Source organism: Dyella sp. (genome assembly GCF_035685805.1).
GTDB lineage: Bacteria > Pseudomonadota > Gammaproteobacteria > Xanthomonadales > Rhodanobacteraceae > Dyella_A.
In genome coordinates this window covers 63,706-84,400 of the sequence record NZ_DASSAB010000028.1, presented here as the reverse complement: position 1 = coordinate 84,400, position 20,695 = coordinate 63,706, and the positions used below count along the sequence as shown (strand labels likewise).

16 protein-coding genes are annotated in these 20,695 nt (G+C 64.0%); 13 read left to right on the top strand and 3 right to left on the bottom strand.

The genetic code is table 11. From position 1 onward, the window contains the following. Nucleotides 1–152: 152 nt before the first annotated feature. The 3 genes from VFG40_RS06265 (at nucleotide 153) to VFG40_RS06255 (ending at nucleotide 5,426) form a co-directional block, all read left to right on the top strand. Nucleotides 153–2,198, top strand: a complete 2,046-nt coding sequence (locus VFG40_RS06265) for a formate dehydrogenase subunit gamma (RefSeq protein WP_324896028.1) — start codon at nucleotides 153–155, stop codon at nucleotides 2,196–2,198. A 23-nt stretch (nucleotides 2,199–2,221) separates the two neighbouring features. Beyond that, entirely contained in the window at nucleotides 2,222–5,107 is a 2,886-nt protein-coding gene (gene fdhF / locus VFG40_RS06260) for a formate dehydrogenase subunit alpha (protein ID WP_324896027.1), read from the top strand. A gap of 88 nt (nucleotides 5,108–5,195) precedes the next feature. Continuing rightward, on the top strand, nucleotides 5,196–5,426 hold the full coding sequence (locus VFG40_RS06255; protein WP_324896024.1) for a formate dehydrogenase subunit delta: 231 nt from the start codon (nucleotides 5,196–5,198) through the stop codon (nucleotides 5,424–5,426). A gap of 201 nt (nucleotides 5,427–5,627) precedes the next feature. On the opposite strand, the gene VFG40_RS06250 is transcribed toward VFG40_RS06255, so the two are convergent. The 3 genes from VFG40_RS06250 to VFG40_RS06240 form a co-directional block, all read right to left on the bottom strand. Beyond that, a complete protein-coding gene (locus VFG40_RS06250) occupies nucleotides 5,628–7,595 on the bottom strand; it encodes an alpha/beta hydrolase family protein (protein WP_324896022.1) in 1,968 nt (655 codons plus the stop codon). Then, nucleotides 7,592–8,188: a hypothetical protein gene (locus VFG40_RS06245; RefSeq protein WP_324896020.1), complete on the bottom strand. Its 597-nt coding sequence runs from the start codon at nucleotides 8,186–8,188 to the stop codon at nucleotides 7,592–7,594. The genes VFG40_RS06250 and VFG40_RS06245 overlap by 4 nt, the downstream gene beginning before the upstream one ends. Nucleotides 8,189–8,395: 207 nt before the next feature. Continuing rightward, the gene (locus tag VFG40_RS06240) at nucleotides 8,396–10,183 is read right to left on the bottom strand and encodes a type IV secretory system conjugative DNA transfer family protein (RefSeq protein WP_324896018.1); all 1,788 of its coding nucleotides are present in this window, start codon (nucleotides 10,181–10,183) and stop codon (nucleotides 8,396–8,398) included. Between the two features lie 989 nt (nucleotides 10,184–11,172). Here VFG40_RS06240 and VFG40_RS06235 point away from each other — a divergent pair. The 10 genes from VFG40_RS06235 (at nucleotide 11,173) to VFG40_RS06190 (ending at nucleotide 20,641) form a co-directional block, all read left to right on the top strand. Then, nucleotides 11,173–11,640 carry a hypothetical protein gene (locus VFG40_RS06235; protein WP_324896016.1) on the top strand — a complete coding sequence of 156 codons (468 nt, stop codon included), beginning with the start codon at nucleotides 11,173–11,175 and terminating at the stop codon, nucleotides 11,638–11,640. Between the two features lie 49 nt (nucleotides 11,641–11,689). Continuing rightward, nucleotides 11,690–12,556 carry a VirB8 family type IV secretion system protein gene (locus VFG40_RS06230; protein ID WP_324896014.1) on the top strand — a complete coding sequence of 289 codons (867 nt, stop codon included), beginning with the start codon at nucleotides 11,690–11,692 and terminating at the stop codon, nucleotides 12,554–12,556. Beyond that, entirely contained in the window at nucleotides 12,553–13,323 is a 771-nt protein-coding gene (locus VFG40_RS06225) for a TrbG/VirB9 family P-type conjugative transfer protein (RefSeq protein WP_324896012.1), read from the top strand. The genes VFG40_RS06230 and VFG40_RS06225 overlap by 4 nt, the downstream gene beginning before the upstream one ends. After that, on the top strand, nucleotides 13,320–14,495 hold the full coding sequence (gene virB10 / locus VFG40_RS06220) for a type IV secretion system protein VirB10 (RefSeq protein ID WP_324896010.1): 1,176 nt from the start codon (nucleotides 13,320–13,322) through the stop codon (nucleotides 14,493–14,495). Before VFG40_RS06225 ends, virB10 begins: the two co-directional genes overlap by 4 nt. 11 nt (nucleotides 14,496–14,506) lie before the next feature. After that, complete coding sequence (virB11, locus tag VFG40_RS06215; RefSeq protein ID WP_324896008.1) at nucleotides 14,507–15,538, top strand: P-type DNA transfer ATPase VirB11; 1,032 nt, start codon at nucleotides 14,507–14,509, stop codon at nucleotides 15,536–15,538. A gap of 31 nt (nucleotides 15,539–15,569) precedes the next feature. Next, nucleotides 15,570–16,427, top strand: coding sequence for a transglycosylase SLT domain-containing protein (locus tag VFG40_RS06210; RefSeq protein ID WP_324896006.1), 858 nt, complete (start codon nucleotides 15,570–15,572; stop codon nucleotides 16,425–16,427). A gap of 182 nt (nucleotides 16,428–16,609) precedes the next feature. Next, a complete protein-coding gene (locus VFG40_RS06205; protein WP_324896004.1) occupies nucleotides 16,610–17,011 on the top strand; it encodes a TrbC/VirB2 family protein in 402 nt (133 codons plus the stop codon). Next, a complete protein-coding gene (locus VFG40_RS06200) occupies nucleotides 17,004–17,312 on the top strand; it encodes a VirB3 family type IV secretion system protein (RefSeq protein ID WP_324896002.1) in 309 nt (102 codons plus the stop codon). Before VFG40_RS06205 ends, VFG40_RS06200 begins: the two co-directional genes overlap by 8 nt. A 51-nt stretch (nucleotides 17,313–17,363) precedes the next feature. Continuing rightward, the gene (locus VFG40_RS06195; protein ID WP_324896000.1) at nucleotides 17,364–19,838 is read left to right on the top strand and encodes a VirB4 family type IV secretion/conjugal transfer ATPase; all 2,475 of its coding nucleotides are present in this window, start codon (nucleotides 17,364–17,366) and stop codon (nucleotides 19,836–19,838) included. A gap of 17 nt (nucleotides 19,839–19,855) precedes the next feature. Further along, a complete protein-coding gene (locus tag VFG40_RS06190; protein WP_324895998.1) occupies nucleotides 19,856–20,641 on the top strand; it encodes a TrbJ/VirB5 family protein in 786 nt (261 codons plus the stop codon). Nucleotides 20,642–20,695: the final 54 nt, after the last annotated feature.

Below are 20,695 nucleotides of genomic sequence, written 5' to 3'. Positions count from 1 at the left end.
GCTCCAGGCGTACACCGACCCTATACAGATGTGCACGGCGACGGCGCCGATCGGAATGCGCCAGCGATTGGGGGACGGCATCGTCGGACCTCACCCTTCCGACACTCTGGGTCGTCGCGGCGTATTGTAGCGTGCGAGGTAAACTATGCCGAATGTCGGCGCTCGACCCTGAAATTTCCGAGCGGGTAGCGGCGATCGTGGCCACCTGGAAGGACACGCCTGGGGCGCTTCTGCCGATTCTGCATGCCGTGCAGGACACGGTCGGGTACGTGCCCCCTGCGAGCGTGCCTGAGATTGCGGACCGCCTCAATCTGTCCCGTGCCGAGGTCCACGGCGTCATCAGCTTCTACCATTTTTTCAGGGACGCTCCGCCCGGACGGCGCACCGTGCAGATCTGCCGGGCGGAGGCCTGTCAGTCGATGGATGCGCGTGCGCTTGAATCGCACGTCCGGCAACGGCTCGGAATCGGCGTGCATGAGACGACCGGCGATGGAGAGTTTTCACTCGAGGCGGTGTACTGCCTGGGCCAATGCTCGTGCGCGCCGGCGATGATGATTGACGGCAATGTCCACGTCCGCATGACGCCGGAACGGTTTGACCACCTCATCTCGGCGCCGCGGATCCGCCCCGGGCGAACCACGGTGGGTGCAGCAGCAGGAGCGGCGACGAGGGTATTTGTACCGTGCGATTCGGGAGCCCTCGCTCTCGGCGCCGAAGAAGTGGCGACCGCGATTGCCGGCACGGCGGCCGCGCGCGATATCCCAATCACGATCGTCCGCAACGGGTCGCGCGGCATGTACTGGGCGGAGCCGCTGGTCGAGATCGAGACAGAGTCCGGCCGCCTCGCGTACGGACCCGTTTCGGTCGCCGACGTGGCGGGACTGTTCGACGCGGGTTTTCTCACCGGGGGCGCGCACGCACTGGCGCTCGGCCCGACGGAAGACATTCCGTTCCTGAAAAATCAGGAGCGGCTGACGTTCGCACGCGTCGGCATCATCGATCCGATCGGCATCGACGACTATCTCGCCCACGGCGGGTACGGCGGGCTGCGGCGCGCCGTGACCATGTCGGGCGCCGAAATTGTGCAGGCCGTCACCGACTCCGGCCTGCGCGGTCGCGGAGGCGCGGCGTTGCCAACCGGCATCAAGTGGAAGACGGTCCTCGATCAACCGGCGTCGCAGAAGTATGTCACTTGCAATGCCGACGAAGGGGATTCCGGTACGTTCGCCGATCGAATGGTGATGGAGGGCGATCCGTTCGTGGTCATCGAGGGGATGACGATCGCCGGGATCGCCGTGGGCGCGACCGAAGGCTTCATCTACCTGCGGGTCGAATACCCGCACGCCCGACGGACGCTCGAAACGGCGATTGCGACAGCGTACGATCGAGGATACCTCGGGGCCGACGTGCTCGGAAGCGGCAAACGGTTCGATCTCCATCTGCGCATTGGCGCCGGCGCGTATATCTGCGGCGAGGAGACGTCGATGCTCGAGAGCCTCGAAGGCAAGCGGGGAGAGGTCCGGTATCGTCCGCCGCTCCCCGCCGTCGAAGGGCTTTTCGGCAAACCGACGATCGTCAATAACGTGATCTCGCTCGCCAGCGTCCCGATCATTCTCGACCGGGGTCCTGCCTTCTATCGCGACTTCGGCGTCGGCCGGTCGCGCGGCACGCTGCCGATCCAGCTGGCCGGCAACGTCCGCCGCGGCGGTCTGATCGAGAAGGCTTTCGGCGTGACGCTGCGCGAACTGGTCGACGGCTACGGCGGCGGGTCGCGATCGGGCCGCCCCGTTCGGGCCGTGCAGGCGGGTGGACCGCTCGGCGCGTACATGCCTCTCTCGCAATTCGACACACCGCTCGACTACGAAGCCTTTGTCAGCGTCGGCGCCATGCTCGGCCACGGCGGCTTTGTCGTCTTTGACGACACGGTGGACATGGCGCAGATGGCGCGGTACGCCATGGAGTTCTGCGCGATCGAGTCGTGCGGCAAATGCACGCCCTGCCGCATCGGCTCCACCCGCGGGGTGGAGGTGATCGACCGCATGATGGCCGGCACCGAACGTGAAGCGGACGAAGCGCTGTTGCGCGACCTGTGCCAGACCATGCTGCACGGATCGCTGTGTGCCCTCGGCGGCATGGCGCCGTTTCCCGTGCTGAGCGCACTGGATCATTACCCAGAAGATTTCGCGCGCACCGCCTGAGGCACCGCGCGCCGGAGGTTCACATGCTTTCCATCGTCGAAATCGATCGCGGCACGCCTGCCGTCAAGTCCGCCAAGACGGTCTCCGTCGAGATCGACGGCCGCGTGATGCAGGTACCTGAAGGCACCTCGATCATGCGCGCCGCCTCGCAGGCGGGCATCGCCATTCCGAAGCTGTGTGCCACCGAGATGCTCGATGCCTTCGGTTCGTGCCGCCTGTGCCTGGTGGAGGTGGAAGGCCGCCGCGGCTACCCCGCCTCGTGCACCACGCCGGTGGCCGAGGGCATGAAGGTGGCCACGCAGACCCCGAAGCTGGCCGAGATCCGTCGCGGCGTGATGGAGCTGTACATCTCCGATCATCCGCTGGACTGCCTCACCTGCCCCGCCAACGGCCATTGCGAGCTGCAGGACATGGCCGGCGTCGTCGGCCTGCGCGAGGTGCGCTACGGCTACGACGGCGAGAACCACGTCCACGCGAAGAAGTCCGACGGCAGCGCCAATCCGCTGTTCGTGGCCAAGGACACCTCCACCCCGTATTTCACCTTCGATCCGTCCAAGTGCATCGTCTGCTCGCGCTGTGTCCGCGCCTGCGACGAGGTGCAGGGGACCTTCGCGCTCACCATCCAGGGCCGCGGTTTCGAGTCGAAGGTGTCGCCGAGCCAGAACGAAGACTTCCTCGGCTCCGAATGCGTTTCGTGCGGCGCCTGCGTGCAGGCCTGCCCCACCGCCACGCTCACCGAGACCACGCTGATCGAGCGCGGCCAGGCCGAGCACAGCGTCACCACCACATGCGCCTATTGCGGCGTGGGCTGCAGCTTCCGCGCCGAGATGAAGGGCGAGGAGATCGTGCGCATGGTGCCCAACGTGGACGGCCAGGCGAACCACGGCCACTCCTGCGTCAAGGGCCGCTTCGCGATTGGTTATGCCAGCCATCCCGACCGCATCACCACGCCAATGATCCGCAAGAAGATTTCCGATCCGTGGCAGGTGGTGAGCTGGGATGAGGCGTTTGCCTACACCGCCAGCGAGTTCAAGCGCATCCAGGCCGAGCACGGCAAGCACGCCATCGGCGGCATCACCTCCTCGCGCTGTACCAACGAGGAGACGTACCTGGTGCAGAAGCTGATCCGCGCCGGCTTCGGCAACAACAACGTCGACACCTGCGCCCGCGTCTGCCACTCGCCCACGGGCTACGGCCTGAAGAGCACGCTGGGAGAATCGGCCGGCACACAGGACTTCGATTCGATCGAGCAGACCGACGTGGTGCTGGTAATCGGCGCCAACCCGACCGACGCTCATCCCGTGTTCGGCTCGCAGATGAAGCAGCGCCTGCGCGCGGGCGCCAGGTTGATCGTGGTCGACCCGCGGCGCATCGACCTCGTGCGCACCCCGCACATCCAGGCGGACTATCACCTCAAGCTCAAGCCCGGCACCAACGTGGCGCTGCTCAATACGCTGGCCCATGTGATCGTCACCGAAGGCCTGGTGAAAGACGATTTTGTCGCCGCCCGCTGCGAGCCGGAAGCGTTCGAGCGGTGGAAGACCTTCGTCTCGCAGGACAAGTACAGCCCCGAGGCCATGGAGGCGACCACTGGCGTACCCGCCGATCTCGTGCGCGGTGCTGCCCGGCTGTATGCCACGGGCGGCAACGGCGCCATCTACTACGGCCTGGGCGTGACCGAGCATGCGCAGGGCTCCACCGCAGTGATGGGCATCGCCAACCTGGCCATGGCCACTGGCAACATCGGCCGCGAAGGCGTCGGCGTGAACCCGCTGCGTGGGCAGAACAACGTGCAGGGGTCGTGCGACATGGGCTCGTTCCCGCACGAGTTCCCCGGCTACCGCCACGTCAGCGACGTCGCCACCCGCGAGCTGTTCGAGAAGGCGTGGGGCGTACCGCTGCTGGACGAGCCGGGCCTGCGCATCCCGAACATGTTCGAGTCCGCGCTGGATGGCACCTTCCTGGGCCTGTACGTCGAGGGCGAGGACATCGCCCAGTCCGATCCGGACACCCAGCACGTCACCGCCGCACTGAGCGCAATGGAGTGCGTGGTGGTGCAGGACCTGTTCCTCAACGAGACGGCCAAGTACGCCCACGTGTTCCTGCCGGGCAGCTCGTTCCTGGAGAAGGACGGCACCTTCACCAATGCCGAGCGCCGCATTTCGCGCGTGCGCAAGGTGATGAAGCCGCAGTCCGGCCTCGCCGACTGGGAAATCACCCAGAAGATCGCCCAGGCCATGGGTTACCCGATGAACTACGCGCACCCGTCCGAGATCATGGACGAGATCGCCGCACTCACGCCCACCTTCCACGGCGTCAGCTTCGACCGCATCGACCAGCTCGGCTCGATCCAGTGGCCCTGCAACGACGCCGCGCCGGAAGGTACCCCGGTGATGCACGTGGACGAGTTCGTGCGCGGAAAAGGCCGCTTCATGCTTACCGAGTACGTGCCCACCCGCGAGAAGGTCAACGCCGAGCATCCGCTGATCCTCACCACCGGGCGCATCCTCAGCCAGTACAACGTGGGCGCGCAGACCCGCCGCACCGAGAACTCGATGTGGCACGAAGAGGACCGGCTGGAGATCCATCCGCACGACGCCGAGGAGCGCGGCATCAACGACGGCGACTGGGTGGGCATTTCCAGCCGCAGCGGCGAGACCGTGCTGCGCGCCAAGATTGCCGACCGCATGCAGCCGGGCGTGGTCTACACCACGTTCCACTTCCCCGGCTCCGGCGCCAACGTGATCACCACCGACAACTCCGACTGGGCCACCAACTGCCCCGAGTACAAGGTGACCGCGGTGCAGGTGCTGAAGGTCAGCCAGCCGTCCAGCTGGCAGAAGCGCTTCCAGAGCTTCGACCAGGAGCAGCAGGAGCTGCTGCGCGCGGCCGAACCCGCCGACCGCTGACCGCCACCGCGCGGCGCCACGCGGCGTCGCGCAATCCGCTCACATACTCACTCAGGCGGCCACGCCTTTGCGCACGGAACCATTCGCCATGAACACCGAACCCCTCATACGGATGGTCAACGACATCGCGAGCTATTTCGCCGCGGAGCCCGACCATGCCACGGGCGTAGCCGGTGTGGCCGATCACATCCGCAAGTTCTGGGATCCCACCATGCGCCGCGCGATCATTGCGCACCTCGAGGCTGGTGGTGAGGGCTTGGGGGCGATGGGGAAAGAGGCGGTGCAGGAGCTGGCAGCACGTGAGAGGGCGGTGGGCTGAACTCCCGCGAAAGCAGGTTCGCGAGCCCAGCGTCCGGAAGACAGGCGAGCTGGATGCCAGGAAACGCTGGCGCGTGGCACCTCACCAGGCTCGTCGTGCGCCACGACCCGAGCACATTCCCACGTTGCCAGTGTTGAGAGCGGCAAGACCAGCCACGCGAAGGATGACAAGCAGATCCTGACCGCGCCACCCAGCCTCCGATCAGGGCTGCATGTGCGGGTCCGTGCCCACGTTCGGATGCATCCGTCCGGCCATCTGCATCTGGGGCTGATCGTGCTGCCGGATCTGCTGGATCGACTGCTGCGGCTCCGGTGGCGGCCTGCTCAGGTCGACCACGGCGGGTGTCGACGTAATGCTCGATCCGCGAAAACCCATCGTCATTCGCGCCTCATCCAGGTGAATCGTGGAGAGGTTGTCGGCCGTGATCCGGCTGACATGGCATGCCGCGGTGAACTGCATCAGGCGGCCTTCCGATGCATCAGGAATGCGCCGATGCAGCTCGTTGTAAAGCCGATGCTCCGGGTTGGCCGGATGGCGCGGATCCTCCTCGCTTCGGCCTGCTCCCCCAATCACCGGGGGAGCGCGATGCATGGCGCCGATAGGAGCGCCCGACGTTGGCGTCGAGCTGTGCCCAAACCACCGGCCGGGATGGGTGAGCGTGTCGTACGCCTCGCCGGCAGCGTCTTCGGCCGCGCTGATCCCGTGCGACGCCGCATGCCTGGCCGCATCGTATGTCCGGCTGGCCGCCCGTCCCGTGTTTTCGACCACCTCCGAGATGGCATGCGTGGTGGACTCGTAGGCGTGAACCACGGTTCGCCCGATCGCATGGTCGGTGTGATAGCTGTCGATCACGTGATTGACGAAGCTGGCTGCCGCTCCCTGCACCACCGGGGAGTGCATGGCCCCCACGACGGTGTCGGCGACGTCGTGCGCGCGCTGCTCGATCTCGACCTTGGCCAACTGCAGTCGGTCACCAGCAAAATGTCCCATGGCACCGGCAACCTGCCCGTGCAAGTGAGCCGCTTCGCTCACTGCATTGCCGGTAAGCCGTGCCAACGGCCCGAGGGGCGCGGCATAGGCACCGGCCTCACGCGCGGCCAAGGCCAACCGTTCGTCCTGGGCCTGCACAAGGTAGCCGGCGCCACGTGCGAAATCCGAGCCCAGTTGCAGGGTGCGCTCGACGCCTTCCGCGATGCCGTTGTGTTCGACTGCGCTGCGGACCGGCTGGTCGGCGTGCAAGACAAGATATTCGTCCACTTGCCTCTGGATGTCCGGCGGCAGGCGATAGTGCTCCTGCAAGTGTTTCATCGCCTGGGACAACTCGCCCCGCTCACGGGAAACGTCGGCGACGAAATGGTCGAACCCCGCCCTGTTGTCCGCGTAGCGCTGCGCCGCCTCCGTGAAATGGAATGGCTGGAGGATGTTGTCCGGGCTTTGGCTACCGAAGTGCTGTACGCCGCCGTGGTCGTCCAGCCGCATCGCGATCAGTGCATTCGGTGGCGGCGCACCGACGGGCGCGTCCAGGTACCGGCCGTCGCGGAGGCTTTGCACATCCTCCTTGCTGGCCAGCGACACTACCTCGCCGATATGCGCATTGGCGGCGCTGACGACGTCTGCGGCCATCCGGTAGTTGGTTAGGTGTGTGCCCGGTCGCGGCGGGCCGTTGATCAGGCCCACCGCGCCGTAGGCGTTGTAGGTCGAGCCGGCCAATCCGAAGTTAGCCGCCTCGATTTCCGCCAGCGTACCGCCGAGCGAGTGACCGGCGACGAAAATGCGATCCCTGGAAATGCCCTGCCTGGCGGCCTTGTCGATCATCGCCTGAGTAAAGGCGTCTGCAGCTTCCTGCTGTGGATTGACGACGTCGCGCACCATCGTGGCATCGACCGCAATGTCCTGCATGGTGGTGAGCGCGTGATCCAGTCTCTCGGCGTGGGTCTTGCCGGAAAACAGGCCAGGGTCGGTGCCGCGGTAGGCAATGATGATGTTGCCCGTAGTCTCACTTTGATAGGCGGTAGCATGGAACCCGCTTATCGGATTGCTCGCGTAGCCGAAGACCTTGTACACCTGACCGCCAAGAACTACCTCTTTCTTCTGATCAACATCGCTCTGCGGACGGTTGGCATATGAGTCATTTGCCGCATCTGCTCGCTCCTGCACCACGGAAGTCATTTCACACTCTCACTGACGGCGATAGTGACAGGGAAGAACTCGCCCGGTTTCTGCTTGTACTCGGGCCGAAGAGGAGAGTAGTTAGGCGCGCCATCGCTTGCGAACGATTGGTCCCCGTATGCGCTTCGCTTGAAGTAGCTCTTAATCGGCCCGTGGCGTAAGAGTTCATCAAGAGGAGCGCTCCAGGCGAACCTAACCCCTTGAGCCGTGGTGCTGACACTTATGCTCGTGGCGTCCCAGTGGCACACACCGAGATCGGCGTAATCTTCGTCTTGGAGAGCGTCGCGATAGAAGTAGCCGCGCCAAGTATTCTCTTCCACGCGATCCATCTTGATGAAGACACCAATGCTCGTCAGGCTTCGTTCGCCAAGAAAAGGGGCTAGCGGCATGCATTCGGTATTGACGATGTCATATCCGATATAGCCCTCGACGGAATCCCAAGGCCCCGGCGCGCTGGACGTCGCTGTCACTTCGTAGCGCTTGACCGGATGCGGATTCCTTGCGGGGTTTGACGAGCTACCGTGTGTCATGGAGCATCCTGTGGTCAGAGCCAAAAGCGGGATCAATGCCGTTGGGTAGAGTCGGTTTTTCATGCGGCTTGCCTATACTCGGAAAAGCAGGCCTTTGATGGAGTCGGCGACGACCTCCGGCCCACGTAGCTTCGCACCGCCTCCTTTACATAGGAGGGTTTCACGACGCTGTTCAAACGTTGGGTGCCGCAGTGCTGGTGCCCACTGTAGTGGCGTGCCGCAGCGCTATCGCCGCACCCGGCCGCAGCGCGCCGACGTCCCAACCGGCGCTCAGGATCCCAGCCATGTTGCGGCCTCCTCGCCCTCCGCACGGACAACCTCTCTGGCAGCACCCGTACCGCGCATGGGCCGCGCGGCCAGCTTGATCTTCACCGGGGCCATATCCGCGCGCTTCTTGAGCTCGCGATCCTTGAAGAACCAGTTCTTCTTGGCGCGAATGGGCTTGCAGCCTTCATAGAAAATCAGCTCGTCATCCGCGGGAAGCTCCTTGATTTCCTGCGGCAGGAACAGCGCGCGTTTTTCCTCGGTGACGTTGGTGGACACCTGGTTGGTTCCGCGGCCCCGGCTGGTGCTCTGGTGCTTCTTGCGGATGGTCTTGTAGCCGAGCATCTCGCTGTATTCATTGGCGTCACTCTGCTCCCGCGGAGCAAACACGATCTGCGCACCGTGGTTGGTGATGAAGTTCTGCGCGTCGTCCTCGCCGTACGCGGATTTGAGCTGCGAGCGGCTCTGCACGATGCACAGGTCGCGCACGCCGTAGCTGGCCGAGATAGAGATGCGCTTGGCCCACACGTCCACGCGCCCCATGGCGGTGAACTCGTCCATCAACATCAGCATCTGGTACTTCAGCGCCGGATCCTCGCCAAGCTGCTTGGTGAGGTTGTTGCCGATGACGCTGCTGAAGAAGATGTTCAGCAGCTTGCTGCTCTCGTCCAGCTTGTTGGTGGGAATGATCACGTACAGCGTGGTCGGCTTCGTGCGCAGCCCCGCCACGTGGATATCCGTAGCATTGGTGGCGGCCGCAAGGATCGGGCTGAGGAACTGCTGGAGCGGGGCCTGCATGGTGGCGATGACCGAGGAGAAGGTCTGATCTGCCAGACCTGCGAGGTTGCCGAACACGGTGCGCGTCTGTGCGCTGACGAAGCTGTAGCTGGGGTCGGAAATAAAGCTGCGCAACATCTCCTGCGTGGTCTGTCCGTTGGTGCCGCTGGACAGCCGCAGGATGCGCTCGAGGCTGGGAAAGCTTTCATCCGTGTTGGGATCCATGTCCGGAAAACCGGCGCTCACCAGGTGATCCCACCCTTCGAACATGAAAGACGCAAACGCCGTGAACGCCGCGCGGCTCTGAGAGGTCCAGAACGGATCCTTGCCTGCTTCATCCGGGTAGAGGATGGCAGCGATGGTCTGCAGCTCACCGATGCGCTTGCCCGCATCCATGCCCGCAAGCGGCGTCATGGGGTTGAACCGATGGGTATTGCCGCCCTCGTCGTACGGCGCCCATACACGGATCGCGTGGCCTTGCGCCTGGCGCCATCCGCTGGTCGCCTTGAACAGCTCGCCCTTCAGATCCAGCACCACCATCGAGTGCTGATAGGACAGCAGCACGGGAATGGCAATGCTGGTGGTCTTGCCCGAGCGGGTGGGGCTGATGGTGATGACATGCTGCGCGCCGCCCAGCCACAGGTAGCGGCCCCTGTAACTGCCGATGAGGATGCTTTGTGGGGTCTGGCGGAGAAGCCCGGCCTTCTTGAGGTCGGACATGGTGGCGAAACGTGCATCGCCGTGCAGCGACTCGCGCGGGCGCCACAGCAGCGGTATCAACGCACCCATCCAGCCCAGCAATGGCAGGCCGAAACCCGCTGCGACACCCAGCGTGATTTTTCCAGCGAAGGGAGCAAACTCCGGCCGACGTGCGGCGTGCAGGTACTGCCACCAGGTGTTCCATGCCTGCGCGTTCGGGGGCAATTCGAGCAGATGCATTACCAGCGTGTTGGACAGCACCCATCCGCCGCCCAAGGCGAGCACCAACAGAACCAGCACGATGCCCAGCTTGCGCATGTCTTCAGCCTCCTTGCTTGAAGAGCGGATGCTCGTGCACCGGCTCTCGCACTGTCAACGCGAAATGCTCCCGATGGCCGCGCTTGCGACGCGTGCGGAGAACCGGGATGACGTGATCGGCAGAACGTGCGATGTCCAGTACGCGAATGTCCTGCTCGCTGTCGTACGTCTGCACTCCAGACGAAACGATGACGTCGATAGCGTGCACGTCCTTCGACGTGTGTTGTAGGAAAAATCCGTCAGTCGATCAGGGAATGCTTCCTTTCGGGGTGTCGGCAACGCGGAAGGAAGCACATGTCGCGCGCGACGGACGTCACGCTGATGCACGCCGAGGAACCTTTTTTCACCGCGCCAAAATGCACCAGCCGCGTGGGCGGCGCGCGGACCCGGGCCGCGCGAAGGTCCCGCAAATGCGCGCGTCAGCAAGCCGACAAACGGGTGGAACGCCGCGTCAGCAAAGGACCCAGCACGATTACGCAGGCGAGAGAAAAAAGATTGGCAATGTGTCGAGCAGCTCAACAACGCAGATGCTCTCCGTGCCCCCATAGGAAAAATTCCTGTCATACACAGCTACTGGCAGCGGTGCTAGTTTTCCGCCAGAATTTTTTGCGTGAGTCGTCAATAGCACTCACAGGGGAGCGCCACTGATCGTGCAGGAGCTTCGACGAGAAGCTCGCCCGGGCCATCGGTGTCGCGCAGGAACAGCCCGGTTAGGGCAAAGCATGGATTGCTGATCACGATGATCGCCACAGCGCACGCGTCATTTCATTTGTCCTTCCTGGCAACCCGCTCGTGCTCGTCGTCGGCGCACGTCCGCGTATCCGCCGGTCTCGCACCCTCGCGCCCCCGGATGATCGGCGCCGCGGTTGGCTGGCGCGGGCCCGACGTGCGCCGCCGCTCCCGTATCCGCCGCGTCAGCTTCGCTGTGCCCGCGCTTGCGTGTGCGCAGCGTCGTGCCGCAACACCATCAACCGACGATCGGGCCTGACGTGAAAAGAACCGTAGCCACTGAGATGCTCGCTGCAGCCGTCGTGCTCGCGACTCTTGCACTGTCCGCCTGCGGGACGCCCGCTGCCAAGGACTTCCGCGGCTCGTGGAAGCCGGTAAACCGTTTCCAGGACCGCCCTGTGGAGATCCCGCTGGAGCGTCCGTACACCTACTACGCCGCGCCCATGGACGAGACGCTCAAGACGATGCTCGCCCGGTGGGCTGCAGACACCGGCCGTACGCTGGACTACGCGCTCGATTTCGACGTGACTCTTTACCAGCCGGTGGCAGACATCCATACGGCCGATCTGGACGAGGCCGCCGCGCGACTCAGCAGCATCTACGGCGCCCAGGGCGTGCAGGTGGTTGCCCACCCGCGAGAGATCCTGGTGCAGCGTGCCGGCGCGGTGTCGCAGACACCGCCGCCCGTGCCCGCGGCAGCGCCGTCGGCGCGAGGCGCAAAACCATGATCGACGGCACGCTCCCAGCGGCCGGCCGGGCCAATCACAGGTGCAACCGATGAACCTCAAGAAGTCGGCCACGCCCGCGATCGAACGCGCCGTGGCCAAGTCCGTGAATTTCGAGATCAGCATCGCCGACCTCGCACGTCGCAGCGAGCGTCGCGCGTGGTGGGTCGCCTTTTCCGCCATCGGCATGTCGCTGATCCTTGCCGGCGGCTACTTCTACATGCTCCCGCTGAAGCAGAAGGTGCCGTACCTCGTGATGGCCGATGCATACACCGGCACCGCCACGGTGGCACGCCTGACCGGCAACTTCGGCCCCAACGGCATCACCACCAGCGAGGCGATCAACCGGAGCAACGTGGCGCACTTCGTGCTTGCACGCGAGTCCTACGACTTGGCCATGCTCAACCTTCGCGACTGGAAGACCGTGCAGACCATGGCATCTCCCGGGGTCAAGGCCGAATACACCGCCCTGTATTCCGCGCAGAACGAGAACAGCCTCTACAAGCTCTACGGAAAGGATCGCGCGATCCGAATCCGGCTGCTGAGCATCGTGTTGCTCGGCGGTGGCCCAGGTGTCACGCCCAAGGGCGCCACGGTGCGTTTCCAGCGCACGCTCTACAACAAGACCACCGGTGCCACGCAGCCGATGGACAGCAAGATCGCGACTATCGAATTCACGTACAAGCCGAACCTGGACATGGACGATCAGAGCCGCATCGAGAATCCGCTCGGGTTCTGGGTCACCAGCTATCGCGTCGACAACGACTATGCCGCCGCACCGCCGGCGGAAATTGTCCAGGCCATGGCGGCCGTGCCCGCCCTGCCCCAGCCGGCCGCCGTGGCAGCACCGGGGACGGGTGCCACTGCCCCCGCTTCGCCGGCAGCCGCTGGCAGCACCACCGACCCGGTGAGCCCATGAGCCGTACGATCTTCCTGCGCCTGATCGGCGCCACGCTATGGCTCGCCGCCTGCGCTCCCGCGGCGCTGCGGGCGCAGGCGCTCGAACAATACGACTACCAGGCCGACCGCATTTATCCGGTACGTACCGGCCTTGGCATCACCACGCAGATCGAGCTCAGCCCGGACGAGAAAATCCTCGACTACAGCACCGGCTTCAGTGCGGGCTGGGAGCTGACGCGCCGCGGCAACGTCTTCTACCTCAAGCCCAAGAACGTCGACGTGGATACCAACATGATGGTGCGCACGGAGACCCACTCCTACATCTTCGAGCTGAAGGTCGTGGCCACCGACTGGAAGACGCTGGAGCAGGCCCGGCGTGCTGGCGTTCAATACAAGATCGGATTCAAGTACCCCGCCGACGCCAGCTTCGCGCAGGCCAAGAAGGCGCAGGAGAAAGTCCCGATGCAGAGCGCTGCGCTGGTGCCGGGGCGCAGCTACAACTTCGACTACGACTACGCCACGCGCAACAGCAGGAAAGCCCCGTGGATGGTGCCGGTGAACGTCTACGATGACGGCCGTTTCACCTATATCCGCATGAGCGATCTCAAGGCGTTTCCCACCGGCGACTTCCCCGCCGTGTTCATGCGTGAGCGCGAGCACAGCGAGGATTCGCTGGTGAACACCACGGTCGAAGGCAACACCATCATCGTGCACGGCACCTATGCCTACCTGGTGATCCGGCACGGCGACTACGTTGTGGGTCTGCGAAGGAACACGAAGAAGTGAGCGCCCAAACCCCCCGGAATCCTGGCGACGAGCAGGGTGCAGGAAGCCACGCGGCATCGGATGAGAACACCGAGGCGCTGGCCGGAAACCCCTACGCCACCCATTATCAGCAGCGCGCCGAGGAGCCTGATCTCGACGCTGCAGTACCCCAGTTGCGCGCCAGCGAACTGCGCCGGATGAACCATCGCGCGCTGCTGCTGCTGGGCGCCGTGGTGCTGCTGCTGCTGTTCGTCGCTTACTGGATGATCCAGAGCGCGACCTCGCCACGGGAGAAGCCCAAGCCGCGCGAGGAGAAGCTGACCGTGGCGGAGGCGCCCGCGGCGGTGGCGCTGCCGCAGTTGCCGCGTCCCGCACCCGCGCCGGCCGCGCAGCCGATTCCACTGATGCCGGCGCCTTCCAATGCGCCGCCGCTACCGCGCCAGCAGGCGCTGGGCCCGCGTGAGCCCACGCTCCTGGAGCGCCGCATCCTCGCGGCTCAGACCGGCGGTGCAGAGGCTCCTCCGGCCATGCCGGTTCCCGCAGCGGCAGGCAATGGCCTGCCGGGCAGCTCGGATGCCGAGATCACCAGCGCGCGCCCGCTGACCAAGCCCGACACCCTGATGCAACGCGGCACATACATCCGCTGCGTGCTGGAGACCCGGATCATTTCGGACGTTCCCGGCTACAGCACCTGCCTGGTGACCGAGCCGGTCTATTCGTTCAACGGCCACACACTGCTGTTGCCGAAGGGCTCGAAGGTGCTCGGCAGTTATCAGAAGCAGCAGAACCAGCGCCGTGTCTCGGTTATCTGGGACCGCATCATCACGCCCACCGGCATCGACGTGAACATGAAGAGCCCGGGCATCGACAACCTGGGTGGGGCGGGCTTTCCCGGTCATTACGACGCGCACTGGGGCGAGCGGATCGGTGCGGCACTGCTGATCAGCATGCTCAGCGACGCGTTCAAATACGAGGCGGCCAAGCACGGCCCCACCACCACCACGATCAGCAATGGCTACGTCACGCAGGAGCCGTTTGAAAGCAATACCGCCCGAACCGTGCAGAACCTGGCCGACCAGGCTGTGCGCGAAGCGGCCAACCGCCCGCCGACGGTGACCATCAACCAGGGCACGGTGGTCTATGTCTACGTTGCCAAGGACGTCGACTTCAGCGGCGTCGTCGCCCGGTTCTGAGGAACAGCGCCATGGATGACATCGCCGCGGAGATCTCCAGCGACTTCCTCGATTACCAGTACCAGGTGCTGGGCGTACGGGAGTTCATGGCCTCTCCGGATGTCACCGAGATCTGCATCAACCGGCCGGGCGAGATCTACCTCGAAAGTCGTGGCGGATGGCAGCGCGTAGAGGTTCCCTCGCTCACCTTCGAACGCGCCCGGCAGTTCTGCACGGCGGTGATCAACGAGAGCAATACCGGCCAGCGCATCACCGATGTCGATCCGGTGGTGTCGCTGACCTTCCCGACCGGCCAGCGCGCCCAGTTCGTGATTCCGCCGGCCTGCGAAGCGGGCAGCGTGTCGATCACCATCCGGCTGCCGTCGAAGCAGCTCAAGACGCTGGAGCAGTATCAGCGCGACGGCTTTTTCGACGAGATCGTGGAGGTGGACCAGGGCCTGGGCGAGCACGACAGCGAACTGCTCGAGCTGCGTGCGGCCCGGCGTTACGCCGATTTCTTTCGCCAGGCCGTGCTCAACAAGAAGAACATCGTGGTGTCCGGCGCCACCGGCAGCGGCAAGACCACCTTCATGAAGTCGCTGGTCAACCACATCCCTGTCGACGAGCGACTGGTCACGATCGAAGACGCCCGCGAGCTCTTCATCGAGCAGCCGAACGTGGTGCATCTGCTGTACTCGAAGGGCGGCCAGAGCGCGAGCAACGTGACCGCCAAGAGCTGCATGGAAGCCTGCCTGCGGATGAAGCCGGACCGCATCATCCTGGCCGAGCTGCGCGGCGACGAATCGTTCTACTTCATCCGCAACTGCGCCTCGGGCCACCCCGGCTCGATCACCAGCTGCCATGCCGGCAGCACCGAGCAGACCTGGGACCAGCTGGCGCTGATGGTGAAAGCGTCGACCGAGGGCGCCGGACTGGAGTTCGACACGATCAAGCGGCTGCTGCGCATGACCATCGACATCGTCGTGCATATCAAGGCACACGCGGGAAAGCGCTGCATCACCGGCATCGATTTCGATCCCGGGCGCGCGGCGGCAGGGCACTGACAGACAGATACATGCAGCAAGGGACGCTCCGATGTTCATCGCCATGCCAATGACGACCTGCCCCAACCTCGCCGTGCCGGCGGAGGTGATGCAGCACGTCGTGCAGGTCGAATCGGCGGCCAATCCGTTCGCCATCGGTGTGGTCGGCGGGCAGCTGGCACGGCAGCCGGAGTCACTCGACGAAGCGCTGGCGACCGTGCAGATGCTCGACGACAAGGGCTACGACTACTCCCTCGGCATGGCTCAGGTGAACCGGCGCAACCTTGTTCATTACGGCTTGGATACCTACGAGAAGGCGTTTGATTCCTGCGCCAACCTCACCGCGGGAGCAAAGATCCTGGCCGAATGCTACGCACGCTCCGGCAACGACTGGGGCAGGGCCTTCAGTTGCTATTACTCCGGCAATTTCGTCACCGGCTTTCGCGACGGCTATGTGCAGAAGGTTTATGCGTCCATGCAGCTGCCGCCGGTGGACGTGTCGCCGCACGCGGCAACGCCCATCGCCCTGAAGACGCCCCAGCGCCGACCGGAAGCGGTGGCAGGCGGGGCGCTCGTGCAAACCGGTACAGGTTATCGCGCGGCCCAGCGTAGCGTCGCTATCGACACTGCAGCGACAGCCGCCGTATCCGCCCTGGTGGCGGGCGTGGGCAGAAATGGATCCGACAGATCGACGTCACCGGCCGAAGCAGAGACGTCGACAGATGCGACGCCGCAACCGCCGCAAGCACCCGCCCCGGCTACAGCGGTGTTTGAGCCGGTGGTCCGGGGACCGCATGACCCGATGCAGGCAGCGGCGTCGGGACCCGCACCAGCGACCGCCGCCCCACTCTCGTCCATTCGCCCGGCCGACCCGCAGCAGGAGGCGCGCGATGCCGCCTTCGTCTTCTGAGCGCTCCTGCATCCGTAGGCCTGGTGCGGCGGTGCTGCCGCACCGGGAACCTGCGCCAAGCCAACTCATCCCCGGCTTCGGGCTGGGCTTTTGCAGTCCGACTGCGTGCTCCGCAGTCAATCACCGCGTAGCCATCATCCGATAGCTGCCGTCTTTCTCAACACCTGATAGGGAACTTCACCATGGCACCGACCAGCAACCACAGCATCCTCCATTCGCAGCGCACGCGCCTTTTCATGTTCATGTGCCTCGCAGCGCTGCTCGTGTTCGTGTTGCCCGGCACCGCATTCGCGCAGGACGCGACCGACACGATCGACACCACCTGCAAATTCGCCAGCAACATCAACAAGATCCTCAACGCGCTGTCGATCGTGGTGGTGACCATCGCGGTGATCTTCTCCGGTTACCAGATCGCATTCGCCCACAAGCGCATCAGCGATGTGGCGCCGGTAATGATCGGCGCGATCCTCATTGGTGCGGCAGGTCAGATCGCCAAGATGTTCCTCGCCGGAAGCACTTCGGCGTCGGGCGCCACCGCCTGCACCGCACAGGTGATCACCCACCTGCTGAACAACTATGCATAAAAACCCGCTGTTCCGAGGATGCACCCGTCCCGCCATGTTCATGGGGGTGCCTTACGTGCCCTTCTTCATGGGCGCGGGCGGGTGCTTTCTCCTGGCGGTGTACACCAATTTCTTCTACCTGCTGTTGCTGCCGGTGGTGATTTTCGTGATGCGCCAGATGGCTCGTCGCGACGAAATGATCTTCCGGCTGCTTGGCTTGCGCCTGCAGTTCCGTACCCGCGTGCGCAATCTCGGCGACAACGACGGCATGTGGGTGTTCACCCCCAACAGCTATCGCGATCCGTCCAAAACGAAATCGTGACCCCATCAGGCAACCCGGCGAAGGGCTGGGTTGCCGCCCCGGATCAAGACCATGCCCAAGCCCGCCTTCGTTCCCGACACGCCGATCAGCGAGTTCCTGCCGCTGTCCACGCACGTGTCCCCTACCGTGCTCAAGACCACGGGCGGGGACTTCCTGCTGGTCTGGCGCCTGGGCGGCCTGCCGTTCGTCGGTCGTGAGGAATGGGAGATCGAGCACCGCCACAACACGTTCAACCGCATGCTGCAGACCTTGCGTGCGCCCGACTTCGTCAACGTGGCGTTCTGGGTGCACGACATTCGCCGGCGTCGGCGGCTGAGTGACCACAGCACGTTCACCCAATCGTTCAACCAGTCATTGTCGGACAGCTACTACGAGGCACTGTCCACCCAGAAGCTGATGCAGAACGAGCTCTATCTGACGCTGATCTATCGCCCGGTAGTGAGCGGCAAGCGCTTTGCCGAGAAATCCGCTGACCTCGCCCGTCTGGAAGCCGAGCAGCTCGAAGCCGTCAACACCATCCTCGAGCTTGCCGGTAACGTCGAAGCCGTACTCAAGGATTACGCGCCCTACCGCCTGGGCATGTACGAGGCCGCCAATGGCGTGGTCTTTTCCGAAGCGCTGGAGTTTTACGGCTACCTGCTGAACCGCATCGACGAGCCGGTCCCGGTGCTGCCCGCGCCGGTGCCGGAATACCTGCCGCTGAGCAAGCAGCGCTTTTCGGCCAAGACCGGCGACTTCGTTCTCACCTCGCCGGACGGCAAGAACCACTTTGGCGCCATCCTCAATATCAAGGAATACACCGACGGCACCTATCCGGGCATCCTCAACGGGCTGAAGTACCTGGACTTCGAGTACGTCATCACCCACTCCTTCAGCCCGATGGGGCGGCAGGATGCGCTGAAGGCGCTGGATCGCACCAAGGGCATGATGATCTCCTCCGGCGACAAGGCCTTCAGCCAGATCGCCGAACTCGATCACGCCATGGATCAGCTCGCCTCCGGCAACTTCGTGCTGGGCGAGTACCACTTCACCATCGCCATCTATGCAGCCAGCCAGGAGGCGCTGTCGCAGCAGATCGCCACCACGCGCGCAGAGCTGTCCAACGCCGGCTTCGTCTCCGTCAAAGAGGATCTCGCCGTCACGGCGGCTTTCTATGCGCAGTTCCCGGGCAACTGGAAGTACCGCACCCGGCTGGCCAACGTCAGCTCGCTGAACTTCCTCGGCCTCTCGCCACTGCACAACTTCGCCACCGGCAAGAAGAGCAACAACCCGTGGGGCGACTGCGTCACCACGCTGCAGACCACCAACGGGCAACCCTACTACTTCAATTTCCACGCCACGCACCCCGCGGAGAACTCGCTGGGTGAAAAGGCCATCGCCAACACCATGGTGATCGGCAAGTCAGGCACGGGTAAAACCGCGCTGATCAATTTCCTGCTCAGCCAGGTGCAGAAGCTCAAGCCTTCCCCGACGATCTTCTTCTTCGACAAGGATCGCGGCGCCGAGATCTTCGTGCGCGCCTGCGGGGGCAACTACCTCGCCCTGGAAAACGGCCAGCCCACCGGTTTCAATCCCTTCCAGTGCGAGCGCAGCGAAGCGAACGTGCAATTCCTCGCCGAGCTGGTGAAGGTGCTGGTGGGCAAGAGCGTGTACAGCTCGCGCGAAGAGGAGGACATCTTCCGCGCGGTGGAGAACATCCTCGACACGCCCATGCATCTGCGCACCATGACCAATTTCCAGAAGAGCCTGCCCAACATGGGCGACGACGGGCTCTACATCCGCATGCGCAAGTGGACGGCCGGCAACTCGCTGGGCTGGGTCTTCGATAATTCGGTCGACACCATCGATCTGGAAAAGGCCAACATCATTGGCTTCGACTACACCGACATCATCGACAACGCCGAAGTGCGCGTGCCGGTCATCAACTACCTGCTGCACAAGCTTGAGGCGCTGATCGACGGCCGCCCGCTCATCTACGTGATGGACGAGTTCTGGAAGATCCTCGACGGCAAGGGCGGCCTGAAGGAATTCGCCAAGAACAAGCAGAAGACCATCCGCAAGCAGAACGGCCTGGGCATCTTCGCCACGCAAAGTCCGGAAGATGCGCTGGCGAGCGACATCGCCGCCGCACTGGTCGAGCAGACCGCCACGATGATCCTGCTACCCAACCCCAACGCCAGCCGCGACGACTACGTCGGCGGACTGAAACTCACCGATGCCGAATACCAGGTCGTCGTGAGCCTGGACGAACGCTCGCGCTGCTTCCTGGTGAAGCAAGGCCACGCCAGCGCCGTTTGCCAACTCAACCTGCGCGGTCTGGACGACCACCTCGCCGTGATCTCCGCCTCCACTGACAACATCGAGATCATGCATGAGGTGCTGGAGGCTCGGGCGGCCAGCGAAGCGGTGACTGCGGACGCTTTGACTCCCGAGCAGTGGTTGAGCGACTTCTATGAGAACCGCAAGGGAAGCGGGAAGAACACTGATCGGAATGTTCCGCGCGCACCACGCGTGGCTGTCCGCTAACTGTGGAGGAACGGATCATGCGAAAAAAGAACGCTGCCATACGGAACCTGGGGTGCAACATCGTCGGGCCGGGCCTTGCCTCGGCGGCCACTGTCCTGATGCTCTTCGGCGCAATCGTTGGCAAGGCTGATGCGCAGGTTCTTGTCACTGATGTCGAGTCGAACGCGACCCAGAATCTGGAGTTCGCAAAGCAGGCCCTGCAGTACGAGAAGCAGATCCAGCAGTACGCCACTCAGCTGGAACAGCTTCGCAACATGCTGACGAAAATCGAGAGTCTCGGTTCTGGCATTTCCCTTGTACCGAAGACGCTGGAACCACTGAGCAGCGCGGATCAGGAAAAGCTCGCGGATCAGGCCTGCCCCGGAGCACCAGCAAGTGCGATCGTCGCAGGCGCGATCTCCGGCCTGCTCGGCAGTTCGAGCCAGCCGATCACCGTTCGCCAGAACCTGATATGCAGAATGATCGTCATGACCCAGGTCGACGAGTACAACATCACTGCGCAGGCACTGGGGTCGCTGACAGCACAGGCCAGCACCTTGCAAAAGCTCAGTGGAATCGTTGATTCCATCAGTACGTTTGGCGAGTCGAGCAGCGCGACCTCCCAGGCGGAGCAGTTCATGAGTCAGCTGAAACTCGCAGGAGACACGTGGCAGAAACAGATCGAAGCCGACGAGAAGATGATCGCTGCGCTCCGGGAACAGCAGGGCACACTCGCGAAGGTCGCTCTAAACGGAAGCAACACGATCCTTGGCAACGTCGTGCAGGCCGCCGCGCTCAAGGCCGCCTTTACCATCAATGAGTAACTATCGAATGCGTGACTTTGCGACAAGGCGCATCGCCAGTGACAGCGCGCCAGA